14 protein-coding genes are annotated in these 13,698 nt (G+C 63.4%); 10 read left to right on the top strand and 4 right to left on the bottom strand.

The window, feature by feature from the left end; translation table 11 throughout:
* Positions 1-2 precede the first annotated feature (2 nt).
* The 4 genes from kdpC to L085_RS22250 are packed head-to-tail and all read right to left on the bottom strand — an operon-like array spanning position 3 to position 4,464.
* Entirely contained in the window at positions 3-572 is a 570-nt protein-coding gene (gene kdpC / locus L085_RS22265; protein WP_015376963.1) for a potassium-transporting ATPase subunit KdpC, read from the bottom strand.
* 18 nt (positions 573-590) lie between these two features.
* A complete protein-coding gene (gene kdpB / locus L085_RS22260) occupies positions 591-2,660 on the bottom strand; it encodes a potassium-transporting ATPase subunit KdpB (protein WP_044031759.1) in 2,070 nt (689 codons plus the stop codon).
* Positions 2,661-2,686: 26 nt separating this feature from the next.
* Positions 2,687-4,375: a potassium-transporting ATPase subunit KdpA gene (kdpA, locus tag L085_RS22255; RefSeq protein ID WP_044031758.1), complete on the bottom strand. Its 1,689-nt coding sequence runs from the start codon at positions 4,373-4,375 to the stop codon at positions 2,687-2,689.
* Entirely contained in the window at positions 4,375-4,464 is a 90-nt protein-coding gene (locus tag L085_RS22250; protein WP_016928742.1) for a K(+)-transporting ATPase subunit F, read from the bottom strand. Before L085_RS22250 ends, kdpA begins: the two co-directional genes overlap by 1 nt.
* Before the next feature lie 441 nt (positions 4,465-4,905).
* Here L085_RS22250 and L085_RS22245 point away from each other — a divergent pair, with 441 nt between their 5' ends.
* The 10 genes from L085_RS22245 (at position 4,906) to L085_RS22200 (ending at position 13,698) form a co-directional block, all read left to right on the top strand.
* Entirely contained in the window at positions 4,906-5,115 is a 210-nt protein-coding gene (locus L085_RS22245; protein ID WP_004939916.1) for a YbfA family protein, read from the top strand.
* A 142-nt stretch (positions 5,116-5,257) separates the two neighbouring features.
* Complete coding sequence (locus L085_RS22240) at positions 5,258-6,214, top strand: DUF523 and DUF1722 domain-containing protein (RefSeq protein ID WP_021504608.1); 957 nt, start codon at positions 5,258-5,260, stop codon at positions 6,212-6,214.
* Between the two features lie 16 nt (positions 6,215-6,230).
* On the top strand, positions 6,231-7,661 hold the full coding sequence (gene phrB / locus L085_RS22235; protein ID WP_044031757.1) for a deoxyribodipyrimidine photo-lyase: 1,431 nt from the start codon (positions 6,231-6,233) through the stop codon (positions 7,659-7,661).
* A gap of 22 nt (positions 7,662-7,683) precedes the next feature.
* Positions 7,684-8,664, top strand: coding sequence for an MBL fold metallo-hydrolase (locus L085_RS22230; RefSeq protein ID WP_044031756.1), 981 nt, complete (start codon positions 7,684-7,686; stop codon positions 8,662-8,664).
* An 18-nt stretch (positions 8,665-8,682) separates the two neighbouring features.
* Positions 8,683-9,426 (top strand): type 2 GTP cyclohydrolase I, encoded by a 744-nt coding sequence (locus L085_RS22225; RefSeq protein ID WP_044031755.1) that lies wholly within the window; start codon positions 8,683-8,685, stop codon positions 9,424-9,426.
* 156 nt (positions 9,427-9,582) lie between these two features.
* Positions 9,583-10,239, top strand: a complete 657-nt coding sequence (gene pxpB / locus L085_RS22220) for a 5-oxoprolinase subunit PxpB (RefSeq protein WP_099982407.1) — start codon at positions 9,583-9,585, stop codon at positions 10,237-10,239.
* Positions 10,233-11,165: a 5-oxoprolinase subunit PxpC gene (gene pxpC, locus L085_RS22215; protein ID WP_044031754.1), complete on the top strand. Its 933-nt coding sequence runs from the start codon at positions 10,233-10,235 to the stop codon at positions 11,163-11,165. Before pxpB ends, pxpC begins: the two co-directional genes overlap by 7 nt.
* A complete protein-coding gene (gene pxpA / locus L085_RS22210) occupies positions 11,155-11,895 on the top strand; it encodes a 5-oxoprolinase subunit PxpA (RefSeq protein ID WP_044031753.1) in 741 nt (246 codons plus the stop codon). Before pxpC ends, pxpA begins: the two co-directional genes overlap by 11 nt.
* 55 nt (positions 11,896-11,950) lie before the next feature.
* Complete coding sequence (locus L085_RS22205) at positions 11,951-12,682, top strand: DUF969 domain-containing protein (protein WP_015376970.1); 732 nt, start codon at positions 11,951-11,953, stop codon at positions 12,680-12,682.
* Positions 12,679-13,698, top strand: coding sequence for a DUF979 domain-containing protein (locus L085_RS22200; protein ID WP_044031752.1), 1,020 nt, complete (start codon positions 12,679-12,681; stop codon positions 13,696-13,698). Before L085_RS22205 ends, L085_RS22200 begins: the two co-directional genes overlap by 4 nt.

Here is a 13,698-nt window from a genome sequence, read left to right as displayed (position 1 = left end):
CGTTACTTCAACGCATCCAGCGCCAGGTTCAGCTTCAGCACATTGACCACCGATTCCCCCATAAAGTTGGGCGTGGCCCGATCGGTGTTGTCTTCGATCAGTTTGGCGACCTGTTCCGGCGGCAGATGACGCGCCGCCGCGACCCGCGCCAGCTGATACCGCGCCGCGGCGATCGAAATCTGCGGATCCAGCCCGCTGCCGGAGGCGGTCAGCAGATCCACCGGGATCGGGCCGCTCATGGCCGGATTGGCCTGGCGCAGCTGCGCCGCGCGTTCGGCGATAGCCTTATCCAGCGCCGGGTTGGTGGCCGCCAGGTTGCTGCCGGCGGAGGCCTGTGGATTATAAGCCGAATCGCCGGTCGCCGACGGGCGGCCCCAGAAATAGTCGGCGCGCGTGAAGTTCTGGCCGATCAGCGCAGAGCCGACCGCCTTGTCGCCCTGGTACAGCAGCGAACCGTTGGCCGCGCCCGAAAACAGCAGCTGCGCCAGCCCGGTGGTCAGCAGCGGATAGGCGATGCCGGTGATCAGAGTCAGCAGGATCAACATCACCAGCGCAGGTCGTAAATACGTCATGTTCATTTCCCTCAATGGTTAACCGGCGACGTGCAGCGCGACCAGGATCAGGTCGATCAGTTTGATGCCGATGAACGGCACCAGCAGACCGCCGACCCCGTACAGCCACAGGTTGCGGCGCAGCAGGGCCGCGGCGCTCATCGGTTTGTAGCTCACCCCTTTCAACGCCAGCGGGATCAGAAACACGATCACCAGGGCGTTGAAGATCACCGCCGACATGATGGCGGAGGCGGGGGAGTGCAGGTGCATCACGTTCAGCGCGTTCAGCTGCGGATAGGTGGCCGCGAACGCCGCCGGAATGATGGCGAAGTACTTGGCCACGTCGTTGGCGATGCTGAAGGTGGTCAGCGAGCCACGCGTCATCAGCATTTGTTTGCCGATATGCACCACTTCGATCAGCTTGGTCGGGTTGGAATCCAGATCGACCATGTTGCCCGCCTCTTTGGCGGCCTGGGTGCCGGAGTTCATCGCCACCGCCACATCGGCCTGCGCCAGCGCCGGGGCGTCGTTGGTGCCGTCGCCGGTCATCGCTACCAGACGGCCTTCCGCCTGATACTGGCGGATCAGCGCCAGCTTGGCTTCCGGCGTGGCTTCCGACAGGAAGTCGTCCACCCCGGCTTCGGCGGCGATCGCCGCCGCAGTCAGCGGGTTATCGCCGGTGATCATCACCGTTTTGATGCCCATCTTGCGCAGCTCATTGAAGCGTTCCTTAATGCCGCCCTTGACGATATCCTTCAGCGCTACCACGCCCAGTACCCGGGCGCCTTCCGCCACCACCAGCGGTGTACCGCCGGTGCGCGCCACGCTTTCCACCAGATCGTCCACCGCCCGCGGGAAGTGCCCCTGATTGGATTCGACGTGACGGCGAATGGCATCCACTGCGCCTTTGCGGATCATGCGCTCCTGCACGTTGACGCCGCTCATGCGGGTCTGGGCGGAGAAGGGCACGAAGGTGGCGTTCAGCGCCTGCAGATCGCGCTCGCGCAGGTTGAATCGTTGTTTGGCCAACACCACGATGCTGCGGCCTTCCGGCGTTTCGTCCGCCAGCGAGGCCAGCTGCGCGGCATCCGCCAGCTCTTGCTCTTTCACGCCCGGCGCCGGCAGGAACTCCGAAGCCTGGCGGTTGCCCAGCGTGATGGTGCCGGTTTTATCCAGCAGCAGCACGTCCACGTCGCCGGCGGCTTCCACCGCGCGGCCGCTGGTGGCGATCACGTTGGCGCCGAGCATGCGGCTCATCCCGGCCACGCCGATGGCGGACAGCAGGCCACCGATGGTGGTGGGGATCAGGCAAACCAGCAGCGCGACCAGCACGGTGATGGTGACCACGCTGCCGCTGCCGGCCGCCTCGACGCTGTATTGCGAGAACGGGAACAGTGTGGCGGTGGCCAACACGAACACGATGGTCAGCGCCACCAGCAGGATGGTCAGCGCGATTTCGTTCGGCGTTTTGCGGCGTTTGGCGCCTTCCACCATGGCGATCATGCGATCGAGGAAGGTTTCCCCCGGGTTGACGCTGCACTGCACCACCAGCCAGTCGGACAGCACGCGGGTGCCGCCGGTGACCGAGGAGAAGTCGCCGCCGGACTCGCGGATCACCGGCGCGGATTCGCCGGTGATGGCGCTTTCATCCACCGAAGCGCCGCCTTCCAGCACCTCGCCGTCGCACGGGATGGTATCGCCGGCTTCCACCAGCACGATATCGCCTTTGCGCAGGCTCTCGGCGGCCACTTTCTCCGTGGCGCCGTCGCGGCGCGGGCCGGCCAGCTTTTTCGCCCAGCTGGTTTTCTTGGTGCCCTTCAGGCTTTCCGCCTGGGCCTTGCTGCGGCCTTCGGCCAGCGCTTCGGCGAAGTTGGCGAACAGCACTGTGAACCACAGCCACAGGGAGACGCTGCCGGTAAAGGCGGCGGCGCCGTCGGTTTGGCCGGTGAGCATCGCCAGCCAGATAGCGGTGGTCAGCAGGCTGCCGATATACACCACGAACATCACCGGGTTGCGCCATTGAACGCGAGGGTCCAGTTTTTTCAGCGCATCGATCAGCGCGGTGCGCACCAGAGCCGGTTCAAACAGCGCGCGTTGTTTGCGAGTCATCTCTTATTCTCTCTCTGTGACGTCGGTTAGTTTGCCAACCAAAGCTGCAAATGCTCGGCCACCGGGCCCAGCGCCAGCGCCGGCACGAAGGTCAGCGCGCCCACCAGCAGCACGGTGCCGATCAGCAGGCCGATAAACAGCGGCCCATAGGTTGGCAGGGTGCCGTTGCCCGCCGGCTGGCGTGGCTTGGCGCTCAGCGAACCGGCGATCGCCAGCACCGGCAGGATCACCCCGAAGCGGCCGACGAACATGGCGAAGGCCAGCAGCAGGTTGTAGAACGGCGTATTGACGCTCAACCCGGCGAAGGCGCTGCCGTTGTTGTTGGCGGCGGAAGACAGGGCGTACAGCACTTCGCTGAAGCCGTGGGCGCCCGGGTTGAGGATGCCGGCGCGGCCCGCGTCGGTGCCGATGGCCAGCGCGCTGCCCAGCAACACCAGCGTCGGCGTGACCAGGATCGCCAACGCGGTCATCTTCATGTCATAGACGTCGATCTTCTTGCCCAGGTATTCCGGGGTGCGGCCGATCATCAGACCGGCGATAAACACCGTCAGCAGCACGAACAGCAGCATGCCGTACAGGCCGGAGCCGACGCCGCCGAACACCACTTCACCGATCTGCATCAGCCACATCGGCACCATGCCGCCCAGCGCGGTGAAGGAGTCGTGCATGGCGTTGACCGCCCCGCAGGACGCGGCGGTGGTCACCACCGAGAACAGGCTGGTGGCGAGAATGCCGAAGCGCGACTCTTTGCCTTCCATATTGATGTTGCTGTCGGCGCCCAGCGCGCTCAGGTGCGGGTTGCCCGCCAGCTCGGCGACCATCACCACCACCACCGCCACCACGAAGATCAGCGCCATCGCCCAGATCAGCGCGTGGCCCTGACGGTTTTCACCGGCCAGTTGTCCGAAGGAGAAGCACAGCGCGCAAGGGATCAGGAAGATGGCCAGCATCTGCACGAAGTTGGTCAGCACGGTCGGGTTTTCGAACGGGTGCGCCGAGTTGGCGCCGAAGAACCCCCCGCCGTTGGTGCCGAGCATCTTGATCGCTTCCTGCGAGGCGACCGGCCCCATCGGCAGCGTTTGCTGCGCGCCTTCGAGCGTGGTGACGTGCAGGTAAGGCAGGAAGTTTTGCAGCGTGCCTTGGCTGACGAAGAACAGGGCAATCAGCAGCGCGATCGGCAGCAGCACATACAGCGTGATGCGGAACAGATCGGCCCAGGCGTTGCCGACGGTCTTGCCGGCGCGGCGGGTAAAGGCGCGGATCAGCGCAAAGGCCACGGCGATGCCGGTGGCGGCGGAAACGAAGTTCTGCACCGCCAGCCCGGCCATCTGGCTGAAATAGCTGAGGGCGCTTTCACCGCTGTAGGCTTGCCAGTTGGTGTTGGTGACGAAGCTGACGGCGGTGTTGAGCGCCAGATCCCAGGAGAGGCCAGGGAAGCCTTGCGGGTTGAGCGGCAGCGAGCCCTGCGCCATCAGCAGGGCGAACAGCAGCGCCAGGCCGAGCAGGTTAAACGCCAGGATCGCCAGCGCGTACTGCCACCAGTTCATCTCGGTGGCGCGGATGCCGCAGGCGCGCCAGACGCCGGCTTCCACTGCGCGCAGCGCAGGCAGCGGCTCACCTTCGATCAGGCGCGCGATAAAACCGCCCAGCGGCCGGGCCAGCAGCAGAAGCACCAGCAGGAAACTGGCGATCAGTAAAAAGGCTGAAGCCGCCATCAGAAATCCTCCGCGTTAAACAGGGCGTAGACCAGATAGGCCAACAGCAGCAGGACCAACAGCGCACCACCAATAACGCTGAAACTCACGGGACACCTCCAGAGGTGTTGTTTTTGATAGAGGCAGTGTAGGGAGAGGGGTAGAAAGAAGATGAAAAAATCGCGCGGGCAGGTGTAAAAAAAGTATAAAAATGGCTGAAATTTCAGCGGAAATTGAGCATTTCAAGCAGCAGGTTGGCGGCGAGATTGCGCCTGATGAGTGAATAAGCAAGGGCAGAGGCGTGGAAGCAGGAACCAGATAATAACCACAACGTAACCCATGTTAAGTTAAAAATTAACTTGGTTGTAACAAAATTACGAATCACCGCGGCGATTAGCGATTTTTTGTGCGATTTAGTGGTCGGATGAGTAGTAAACTTTCATCAAGTGCGCTAAAATTTTGTCCAGTTACCAAATTACCGATTGTTCATTTGATACGCCGACGCCGTTTTCCCTGACAAATCAACGGCAGGCGTTTTTAAGGAGGTTCGCATGTCTACGACCTATCACGCTTATTCACTGCATCGGATTCTCCTGCGCCGCAGCGCAGTGGTTATCGCGGGCATTTTGGCCCTGCCGGTGATGCTGTTCCGCAGCGATCGCGGGCGTTTTTACAGCTACCTGCATCGCGTCTGGTCAAAAACCAGCGATAAGCCGGTCTGGCTGCAGCAGGCGGAACTGGCGTCCTGCGACTTCTACTGAGTCACTGCCGACTCACGAACAACCCTCGCCCTGCGGCGGGGGTTTTTTTATGCCCCAAGCCCGCTGCCGTCAAGCGCAAGGTCGTATTTGGCAAGCCATTCTTCTACACTTTCCCCATCGACCAACACCACGAGAGAACGGTATGAGTGACAAGATCCCTATCGGCATCAGCGCCTGTTTACTGGGCGACGCGGTGCGTTTCGACGGTGGCCACAAGCGGCTGGCCTTCGCGGTGGAACAGTTGGCGCCCTATGTGCGCTTTGAGCCCGTATGCCCGGAAATGGCGATCGGCCTGCCCACGCCGCGCCCGGCGCTGCGCCTGGTGAAACAGGCGCAGCCCTGGCCGGCGATGCGCTACAGCAACGACGCCGGCGTGGATCTGACCGAGGAGATGCGCAGTTTCTCCACGCAGCGCGTGGCCGCGTTGCAGCACCTGTGCGGTTATATCGTCTGCGCCAAGTCGCCGAGCTGCGGCCTGGAGCGGGTGCGGGTCTACAGTGAGAACGGCAAGGACTCGCGTAAAAACGGCGTCGGGCTGTTTACCGCCGAACTGCTGCGTCAGATGCCGTGGCTGCCGGTGGAAGAGGATGGGCGCTTGCAGGATGCGGCGCTGCGGGAAAACTTTATCGAGCGAGTGTACGCGCTGTATGAGTTGAACATGCTGTGGCGTCAGGGGCTGACCCGCGGCGGGCTGATCGCGTTTCACAGCCGCTACAAGCTGTCGCTGCTGGCGCATTCGCAGCCGGCGTACCGCGAACTGGGGCGTTTCGTCGCCGACATTCATCGCTGGGACTCGCTGGAGGCCTTCGCCGTGGAATATCGCAGCCGCCTGATGGCGCTGTTGGCGCACAAGGCGACGCGCCGCAACCATACCAACGTGCTGATGCACGTGCAGGGTTACTTCCGCCGCCAGCTCAGCGCGGCGCAGCGCCAGGAGCTGGCGCACCTGATCGACCGCTACCGGCAGGGCATGCAGCCGCTGCTGGCGCCGATCGCCTTGCTTAAGCATTACATGGCGGAATACCCCGACAGTTATCTGGCGGAACAACGCTATTTCGAACCTTATCCGGAGGCGCTGCGTTTGCGTTACGGCCATTGATTGACAAGGGAATTTTATGACCACGCATCTGGTCTGGTTGCGTAACGATCTGCGTATCACCGACAACAAAGCGCTGCACGCTGCCTGCAGCGATCCTAAAGCCCGGGTGCTGGCGGTGTTTATCGCCACCCCGCAGCAGTGGCGAGAACATGAGATGGCGCCGCGGCAGGCGGCGCTGATCTACGCCAGCCTGCGGGCGGTACAGCAGGCGCTGGCGCAAAAGGGCATTGCGCTGCATTGCCATGCCGGCACGGACTTTGCCGCGTCGATCGACTGGCTGGCGGATTATTGCCGGCGAGAGCAGGTGGACGCGCTGTTTTACAACCGCCAGTACGAACTGAATGAACGGCGACGCGATGCGCGGCTGGAGCAGCAGTTGAATGGACGGGTAACGTGCCACGGTTTTGATGACAGCCTGCTGTTGCCGCCGGGCAGCGTGCTAACCGGCGGCGGCGAGATGTACAAGGTTTATACGCCGTTTCGCAACGCCTTTATTCAGCGCCTGACTGCGTCCGACGTGAGCTGCCTGCCGGCGCCGAAGATCCGTGCCGATGGCGCGTTGCCTGCGCCTGAAGCGCCGGCGGCGTTCGATTATCCCGCGGCGGACATCGGGGATGATTATCCCGCCGGCGAGGAGGCCGCGCTGCAGCGGCTGCGCGCCTTTTGTCGTGAGCAAGTGCAGGATTACCTTCGCCAGCGCGATCTGCCCGCCATCGCCGGCACCAGCAGCCTGTCGCCCTATCTGGCGATCGGCGTGTTGTCGCCGCGCCAGTGTTTTAACCGCCTGCGCGCCGAATGCCCGCAGCTGCTGGAAGATCGCGAGAGCGGCGCTTTCGCCTGGCTGAACGAGCTGATTTGGCGCGAGTTCTATCGCCACCTGCTGGTGGCCTACCCCGAGCTGTGCCGCCATCGTCCCTTTATCGCCTGGACGGACAAGGTGCGCTGGTGCGATGACGCGGCGAAGCTGCAGGCCTGGCAGCGGGGCGAGACCGGCTATCCGATCGTCGATGCCGCCATGCGCCAGCTGAACGCTACCGGCTGGATGCACAACCGGCTGCGCATGATCAGCGCCAGTTTTCTGGTGAAGGACCTGCTGATCGACTGGCGGGCCGGGGAGCGCTACTTCATGTCGCAACTGCTGGACGGGGATCTGGCGGCCAATAACGGCGGCTGGCAGTGGGCGGCCTCCACCGGCACCGACGCCGCGCCGTATTTCCGTATCTTTAACCCGACCACCCAGGGTGAACGTTTTGATCCACAAGGCACTTTCATCCGTAAATGGTTGCCGGAACTGGCGGATGTGCCCGACAATGACATCCATTACCCCCACCGCTGGGCGGAAAAGCAGCGCCGTACGCTGAACTACCCGCTGCCGATCGTCGATCACAAACAAGCCCGCGTGGAGACGTTGGCGGCGTTCGAGGCGGCGAAACGGGGAGAGTCTTGAGGCAACTGCAAGGAGCGACGTAATGATGAAAAAGGTGCTGGCCCTGTGCCTGAGCGGCTATTCCGCGCTGGCGATCGCCGGCTTTGACGTGGTGGCGCTGGGTGTCGACGGCGGCGTCAGCGACGGCAACCTGACCTCTTATCTGATCCGCAGCGATAATCAGCCGCAGTATGTGGCGCTGGACGCCGGCTCGCTGCTGCCGGGCATCGCCAAAGGGCTGGAGAAGGGCAGTTTCCCGCAGGTGACCCCTGAGCTGGCCGCGCCTTACACGCCGCAGGGCTATGTGTTCCGGCAGTTGATCGGCGGCTATTTCATCAGCCACGGCCATCTGGACCACGTGGCGGGGCTGATCGTCGGCTCGCCCGAGGATAATAAAAAAACCGTTTACGCCCAGGCGGACACCGTGCTGACCCTGCGCAACCATTACTTCAACTGGAAGGCCTGGCCGAACTTTACCGACGCCGGCAACGGCTCGCGGCTGGGCACCTACCGGCTGCAAACGGTGCGGCCGCAGCAGCGCTTTACCCTCGGCCTGACCGGGTTGACCGGCGTGATGTACCCGCTCAGCCACGATCGCTACCCGTCGTCAATGCTGCTGATTTCCAACGGCAACGAGTTCTTCGCCTACTTCGGCGATACCGGGCCGGACAAGGTGGAGCAGTCGCGCGATCTCGATACCGTGTGGCGCGTGCTGGGGCCGCTTGTCGAGCAGAAAAAGCTCAAGGGCATGATTATCGAAACCTCTTACCCCAACGGGGTGGAGGACAAACATCTGTACGGCCATCTGACGCCGGCCTGGCTGCTGAAGGAGCTGAAGAACCTGACGCAGTACAGCGGCGGCGAAGGCTCGCTGAACGGTCTGCCGGTGGTTGTCAGCCACATCAAGCCGAGCCTGAAGCAGGGCGAAGACGCGCGCGCCGCCATTGCGCAGCAGCTGGCGCAGGGCAACGATCTGGGGGTGAAATTCATCCTGATGGCGCAGGGCGACCGGCAGACATTTTGACTATGAAGAGAGAAGAGAATGCGTAACCTCGATCTGGAACAACTGATCAACACGGAACTGAACGCCACGGCGTTTCAGGACTATGCCCCCAATGGATTGCAGGTGGAAGGGCGCCCGCACGTGCAGCGCATCGTGACCGGTGTCACCGCCTGTCAGGCGCTGCTGGACGCCGCGGTGGCGCATCAGGCCGACGCGATCATCGTGCATCACGGCTATTTCTGGAAAAACGAGGCGCCGGCGGTGCGCGGCATGAAGCGCAACCGCCTGAAAACGCTGTTGACCCACGACATCAATCTGTACGGCTACCACCTGCCGCTGGACGCGCATCCGGTGCTGGGCAACAACGCGCAGCTGGCGCAGGCGCTGGGCATTCGGGTGATTGGTGAAATCGAGCCGCTGGTGCCGCACGGGGAATTCGAACAGCCGCTGACCGGCGAAGCGCTGCAACAGCGCATCGAAAGCCGGCTGGGGCGCGCGGTGCTGCACTGCGGCGATAACGCGCCTGAGCATATTCGCCGAGTGGCCTGGTGCACCGGCGGCGGCCAGGGCTTTATCGACAGCGCGGCGCGCTTCGGTGTCGATGCTTTCATCAGCGGTGAAGTCTCTGAGCAGACCATTCACAGCGCGCGCGAAATGGGCGTGCATTTCTTCGCCGCCGGTCACCACGCCACCGAGCGCGGCGGCGTGAAGGCGTTGGGGGACTGGCTGGCCCAGCACCACGGCTTTGATGTGACCTTTATCGATATCCCGAATCCCGCCTGATCTTTTTCTTCCCCGGATCCAGCCCGGCCTGCGCGCCGGCTGAATCCTTTTACCGCGCTATTTCCTTATTTTCCTTATGGTTGCGTTCTATTGACAGCCGGGGCCGCGTCACGCATAACTGGTGTGTTTTTCAGCGCGATAATAAGGAGAATAAGGGTGCAACAAGCACGTTATTACCTGTTGGGTGAAAGAGCGGTAGTGCTTGAACTGTCGCCGCCGGTGACGTTACCGAGCCAGCAGCGCATTTGGGCGCTGGCGGAAAAGCTGAATCACCACCCCGACGTGCGGGAAGTGGTGCCGGGGATGAATAACCTGACGCTGTTGCTGCATACGCCGCAGGCCGACGCCGAAGCGATGCTGGCATTGCTGCAGCAGGGGTGGGAGAGCAAAGAGCGCCTGACGCCGGAATCGCGTCAGGTGGATATTCCGGTTATCTACGGCGGGGAACAGGGCCCCGACCTGGATGAGGTGGCGCGTCATACCGGCATGACGCCGCAACAGGTGGTGGAATGCCACGCGGCGGCGGCCTATGTGGTCTATTTCCTCGGCTTTCAGCCGGGCTTCTCCTATTTGGGCGGCATGCCGGAACAACTGGCGACGCCGCGCCGCGCTGAACCGCGTCTGGCGGTGGCGGCCGGCTCCGTCGGCATCGGCGGCGGCCAGACCGGTATCTATCCGCTGGTGACGCCCGGTGGCTGGCAGCTGATTGGCCGCACGCCGCTGGCGCTGTTCAATCCGCATGAAATGCCGCCGACGTTGCTGCGTCCGGGCGATAACGTACGCTTTGTGCCGCAGAAGGAGGGCGTATGCTGATTATTCTGCGCGCCGGCATCTATACCACGGTGCAGGATTTGGGCCGTGAAGGATTTCGCCGTCTGGGCATCAGCACCGGCGGCGCGTTGGATCAACCGGCGCTGAAGATCGCCAACCTGCTGGTGGGCAACGCGCCGGAGGCCGCCGGGCTGGAGATCACCCTCGGCCAGTTCAGCGCCGAGTTTACCCGCGCAGGCTGGATCGCCCTGACCGGCGCCGGCTGCGACGCGCAGCTGGACGGCAAGCCGCTGTGGACCGGCTGGCGCTATCCGGTGAAAAAGGGGCAGCGGCTGACGCTGGGCACGCCGAAACGCGGCATGCGCAGTTATCTCGCGATCGCCGGCGGTATCGCCGTGCCGGAAATGCTGGGCTCGCGCAGCACCGACATGAAAGCCGCCTTTGGCGGATGCGAGGGGCGTAATCTGAAGGACGGCGACCGGTTGCCGCTCGGCAACTCCGCCGCTCAACCGCAACATTCCTGCGGCGTGAAGCAACTGCTGTTCACCAACCGCATCCGCGCGTTGCCGGGGCCGGAGTACGCCGAATTCAGCGAAGAGGCACAGGAGACGTTCTGGCGTACCGCCTGGCAGCTCAGCCCGCAGAGCAACCGCATGGGCTACCGTCTGCACGGCGGCACGCCGCTGGCGCGCACCACCGGCCGCGAAATGCTGTCGCACGGCCTGTTGCCCGGCGTGGTGCAGGTGCCGCACAACGGCCAGCCGATCGTGCTGATGGCCGATGCGCAAACCACCGGCGGTTACCCGCGCATTGCCTGCCTGATCGAAGCCGATCTCTACCATTTGGCGCAGATCCGTCTCGGCGAACCGATCCATTTCGTTCTCTGTTCACTGGCCGAGGCGCAGCGCGCCAAGGCCGAGCAGGATCTTTTCCTTCGACAGATTGCCTGGGGGTTACATGATCGTTGATTTGAACGCCGATCTCGGCGAAGGCTGCGCCAACGACCAGGCGCTGCTGCAATTGGTGAGTTCGGCCAATATCGCCTGCGGCTTCCACGCCGGCGATGCGCAGACCATGCGTCAGTCGGTGCGCTGGGCATTGCAGTACGGCGTGGCGATCGGTGCCCACCCGAGTTTTCCCGATCGGGAGAATTTCGGCCGCACCCGCATGCAGCTGCCGCCGGAAACGGTCTACGCGCAGGTGGTGTATCAGCTCGGGGCGCTGGCGGCCATCGCCCGCGCCGAGGGCGGGGTGATGGTGCACGTTAAGCCGCACGGCATGCTGTACAACCAGGCGGCGGTTGAGCCGGCGCTGGCAGAAGCCATCGCCCGGGCGGTGCAGGCGGTCGATCCGGCGCTGCGGCTGGTGGGGCTGGCCGGCAGCGAGCTGATCCGCGCCGGGCAACGGCTCGGTCTGACCACCCGGCAGGAGGTGTTCGCCGATCGCGGTTACCAGGCCGACGGCACGCTGGTGCCGCGCGGTTTGCCGGGGGCGTTGATCGAGAACGACGAACAGGCGCTGGCGCAAACGCTGGAGATGGTGCGCCATCACCGGGTGCGCAGCGTCGATGGCGTTTGGACCGCCGTACAGGCGGAGACCGTCTGCCTGCACGGGGACGGCGAGCATGCGCTGGCGTATGCGCGCAAGCTGCGGGACAGTTTTGTTCAACAGGGCATCCGCGTCAGCGCAGAGCAGTAAAGCAAGACACAACATCACAAACAAAAAAATTATTAGAAAATATCGAGGGAAGACTATGGAACAGGCCGTGAATCTCTGGCCACTGATCGGCATCGCCGCGATCGTGGTCGGGTTTGTATTGCGTTTCAATCCGGTGCTGGTGGTGATCGCCGCCGGCATCATCACCGGTCTGGCGGCGCTGATGCCGCTGGACGTCATTCTGGAAAAGCTCGGCGAGGGCTTTCTCAATACCCGCAACCTGCCGCTGATCCTGCTGTTGCCGCTGGCGGTGATCGGCCTGCTGGAGCGCCACGGGTTGAAAGAGCGGGCGCAGGCGTGGATCGCCAGGATCAAAAGCGCCACCGCCGGCCGTTTGCTGATCGTGTACCTGTTCGTGCGCGAGATCACCGCGGCGATGGGGCTGACCAGCCTGGGCGGGCACCCGCAGATGGTGCGGCCGCTGCTGGCGCCGATGGCGGAAGGGGCGACGGAAAACCGTTACGGCGAGCTGCCGGAGCGTACCCGCCACCGCCTGCGTGCCATGTCGGCCGCCACCGACAACGTCGGGCTGTTCTTCGGCGAAGATATCTTCGTGGCCTTCGGCGCGATCATCTTCATGCACAACTTTATGCTGGAGTCCGGCGGCATTCAGACCGAGCCGCTGCATATCGCGCTGTGGGGCATTCCGACCGCCATTTTCGCTTTCCTGATCCACGCCTTCCGGCTGTATCGGATGGATAAACAGCTGAGTGCCGAGCTGGCGCAGCTGAATCAGGCGGCGCTGCAGGCGAAGGGGGAAGCACGATGAACTTCCAGCAACAATATCTCTACTGGCTGGCCGGCGCGGTGCTGCTGATTGTGGCGGTGATGTCCTTGCGCGATCGCGCCAACCCGCGCCGCATCACCACCGGGCTGTTTTGGGGGCTGTACGGCCTGGTGTTCCTGGTCGGCGACTGGACTTACCGCCTGCTGGGCGACGTGCTCGGCGAAGGCAGCAACGAGAAACGCATGCTGCACATCATCGTTGGCGTGGTGGTGGTAGTGATGGCCCTGATCGCCGGCTTCGGCGGCGTGCGCCTCGGCAGCTATCATCAGCGAACGCCGCAGGAGCGCGAGGCCAGCGCCAAGCGCCTGGGCAACAAGCTGTTTATCCCCGCATTGGCGATCCCGGTGGTGACGGTGATCGGCGTGCTGCTGTTCAACAATATTCCGGCGTTGCAAAGCGCGGTGTTTGGCAGCGGTAACCATGCGACACTGATCACCCTGTTCTCTATGACCGTCGGCTGCCTGATCGGCCTGGCGATCGCGGTGAAAATGACCCATGAGAAGGCGTTGCAGCCGATACAGGAAGCGCGGCGCCTGCTGGATTCGATCGGCTGGGCGTTCATTCTGCCGCAGATCCTCGCCACGCTTGGCCTGCTGTTTACCGTCGCCGGCGTCGGCACCGCGATCTCGCATTTGACCCAAGAGTATCTGGCGGTGGATAACCGCTTCATCGCCGTGGCGGTCTACGCTATCGGTATGGCGGTGCTGACCATGGTGATGGGTAACGCCTTCGCCGCGTTCCCGATCGTCACCGCCGGCATCGGCATTCCGATCCTGGTGCTGCAGCACGGCGGCAACCCGGCGGTGATGGCGGCGATCGGCATGTTCTCCGGCTATTGCGGCACCCTGATGACGCCGATGGCGGCGAACTTCAACATTGTGCCGGCGGCGCTGCTGGAGCTGCCGGACAAGAATGCGGTGATCAAGGCGCAGGTGCCGACCGGCGTGCTGCTGCTGTTGGTTAACGTGTTCCTGCTGTATTTCCTGATGTTCCTGTAG

This window comes from Serratia sp. FS14, from assembly GCF_000695995.1.
Taxonomy (GTDB): Bacteria; Pseudomonadota; Gammaproteobacteria; order Enterobacterales; family Enterobacteriaceae; genus Serratia; species Serratia nematodiphila.
This window is presented reverse-complemented; position numbering and strand designations above follow the sequence as displayed.

Bases quoted from the DNA above. Each gene is read 5' to 3' on its own strand.
- pxpC (WP_044031754.1), top strand. From the start codon at position 10,233: ATGCTGATTATTCTGCGCGCCGGCATCTATACCACGGTGCAGGATTTG.
- L085_RS22205 (WP_015376970.1), top strand. From the start codon at position 11,951: ATGGAACAGGCCGTGAATCTCTGGCCACTGATCGGCATCGCCGCGATC.
- kdpB (WP_044031759.1), bottom strand. From the start codon at position 2,660: ATGACTCGCAAACAACGCGCGCTGTTTGAACCGGCTCTGGTGCGCACC.
- L085_RS22225 (WP_044031755.1), top strand. From the start codon at position 8,683: ATGCGTAACCTCGATCTGGAACAACTGATCAACACGGAACTGAACGCC.
- pxpA (WP_044031753.1), top strand. From the start codon at position 11,155: ATGATCGTTGATTTGAACGCCGATCTCGGCGAAGGCTGCGCCAACGAC.
- phrB (WP_044031757.1), top strand. From the start codon at position 6,231: ATGACCACGCATCTGGTCTGGTTGCGTAACGATCTGCGTATCACCGAC.
- L085_RS22240 (WP_021504608.1), top strand. From the start codon at position 5,258: ATGAGTGACAAGATCCCTATCGGCATCAGCGCCTGTTTACTGGGCGAC.
- L085_RS22245 (WP_004939916.1), top strand. From the start codon at position 4,906: ATGTCTACGACCTATCACGCTTATTCACTGCATCGGATTCTCCTGCGC.
- kdpC (WP_015376963.1), bottom strand. From the start codon at position 572: ATGACGTATTTACGACCTGCGCTGGTGATGTTGATCCTGCTGACTCTG.
- L085_RS22230 (WP_044031756.1), top strand. From the start codon at position 7,684: ATGATGAAAAAGGTGCTGGCCCTGTGCCTGAGCGGCTATTCCGCGCTG.
- L085_RS22200 (WP_044031752.1), top strand. From the start codon at position 12,679: ATGAACTTCCAGCAACAATATCTCTACTGGCTGGCCGGCGCGGTGCTG.
- kdpA (WP_044031758.1), bottom strand. From the start codon at position 4,375: ATGGCGGCTTCAGCCTTTTTACTGATCGCCAGTTTCCTGCTGGTGCTT.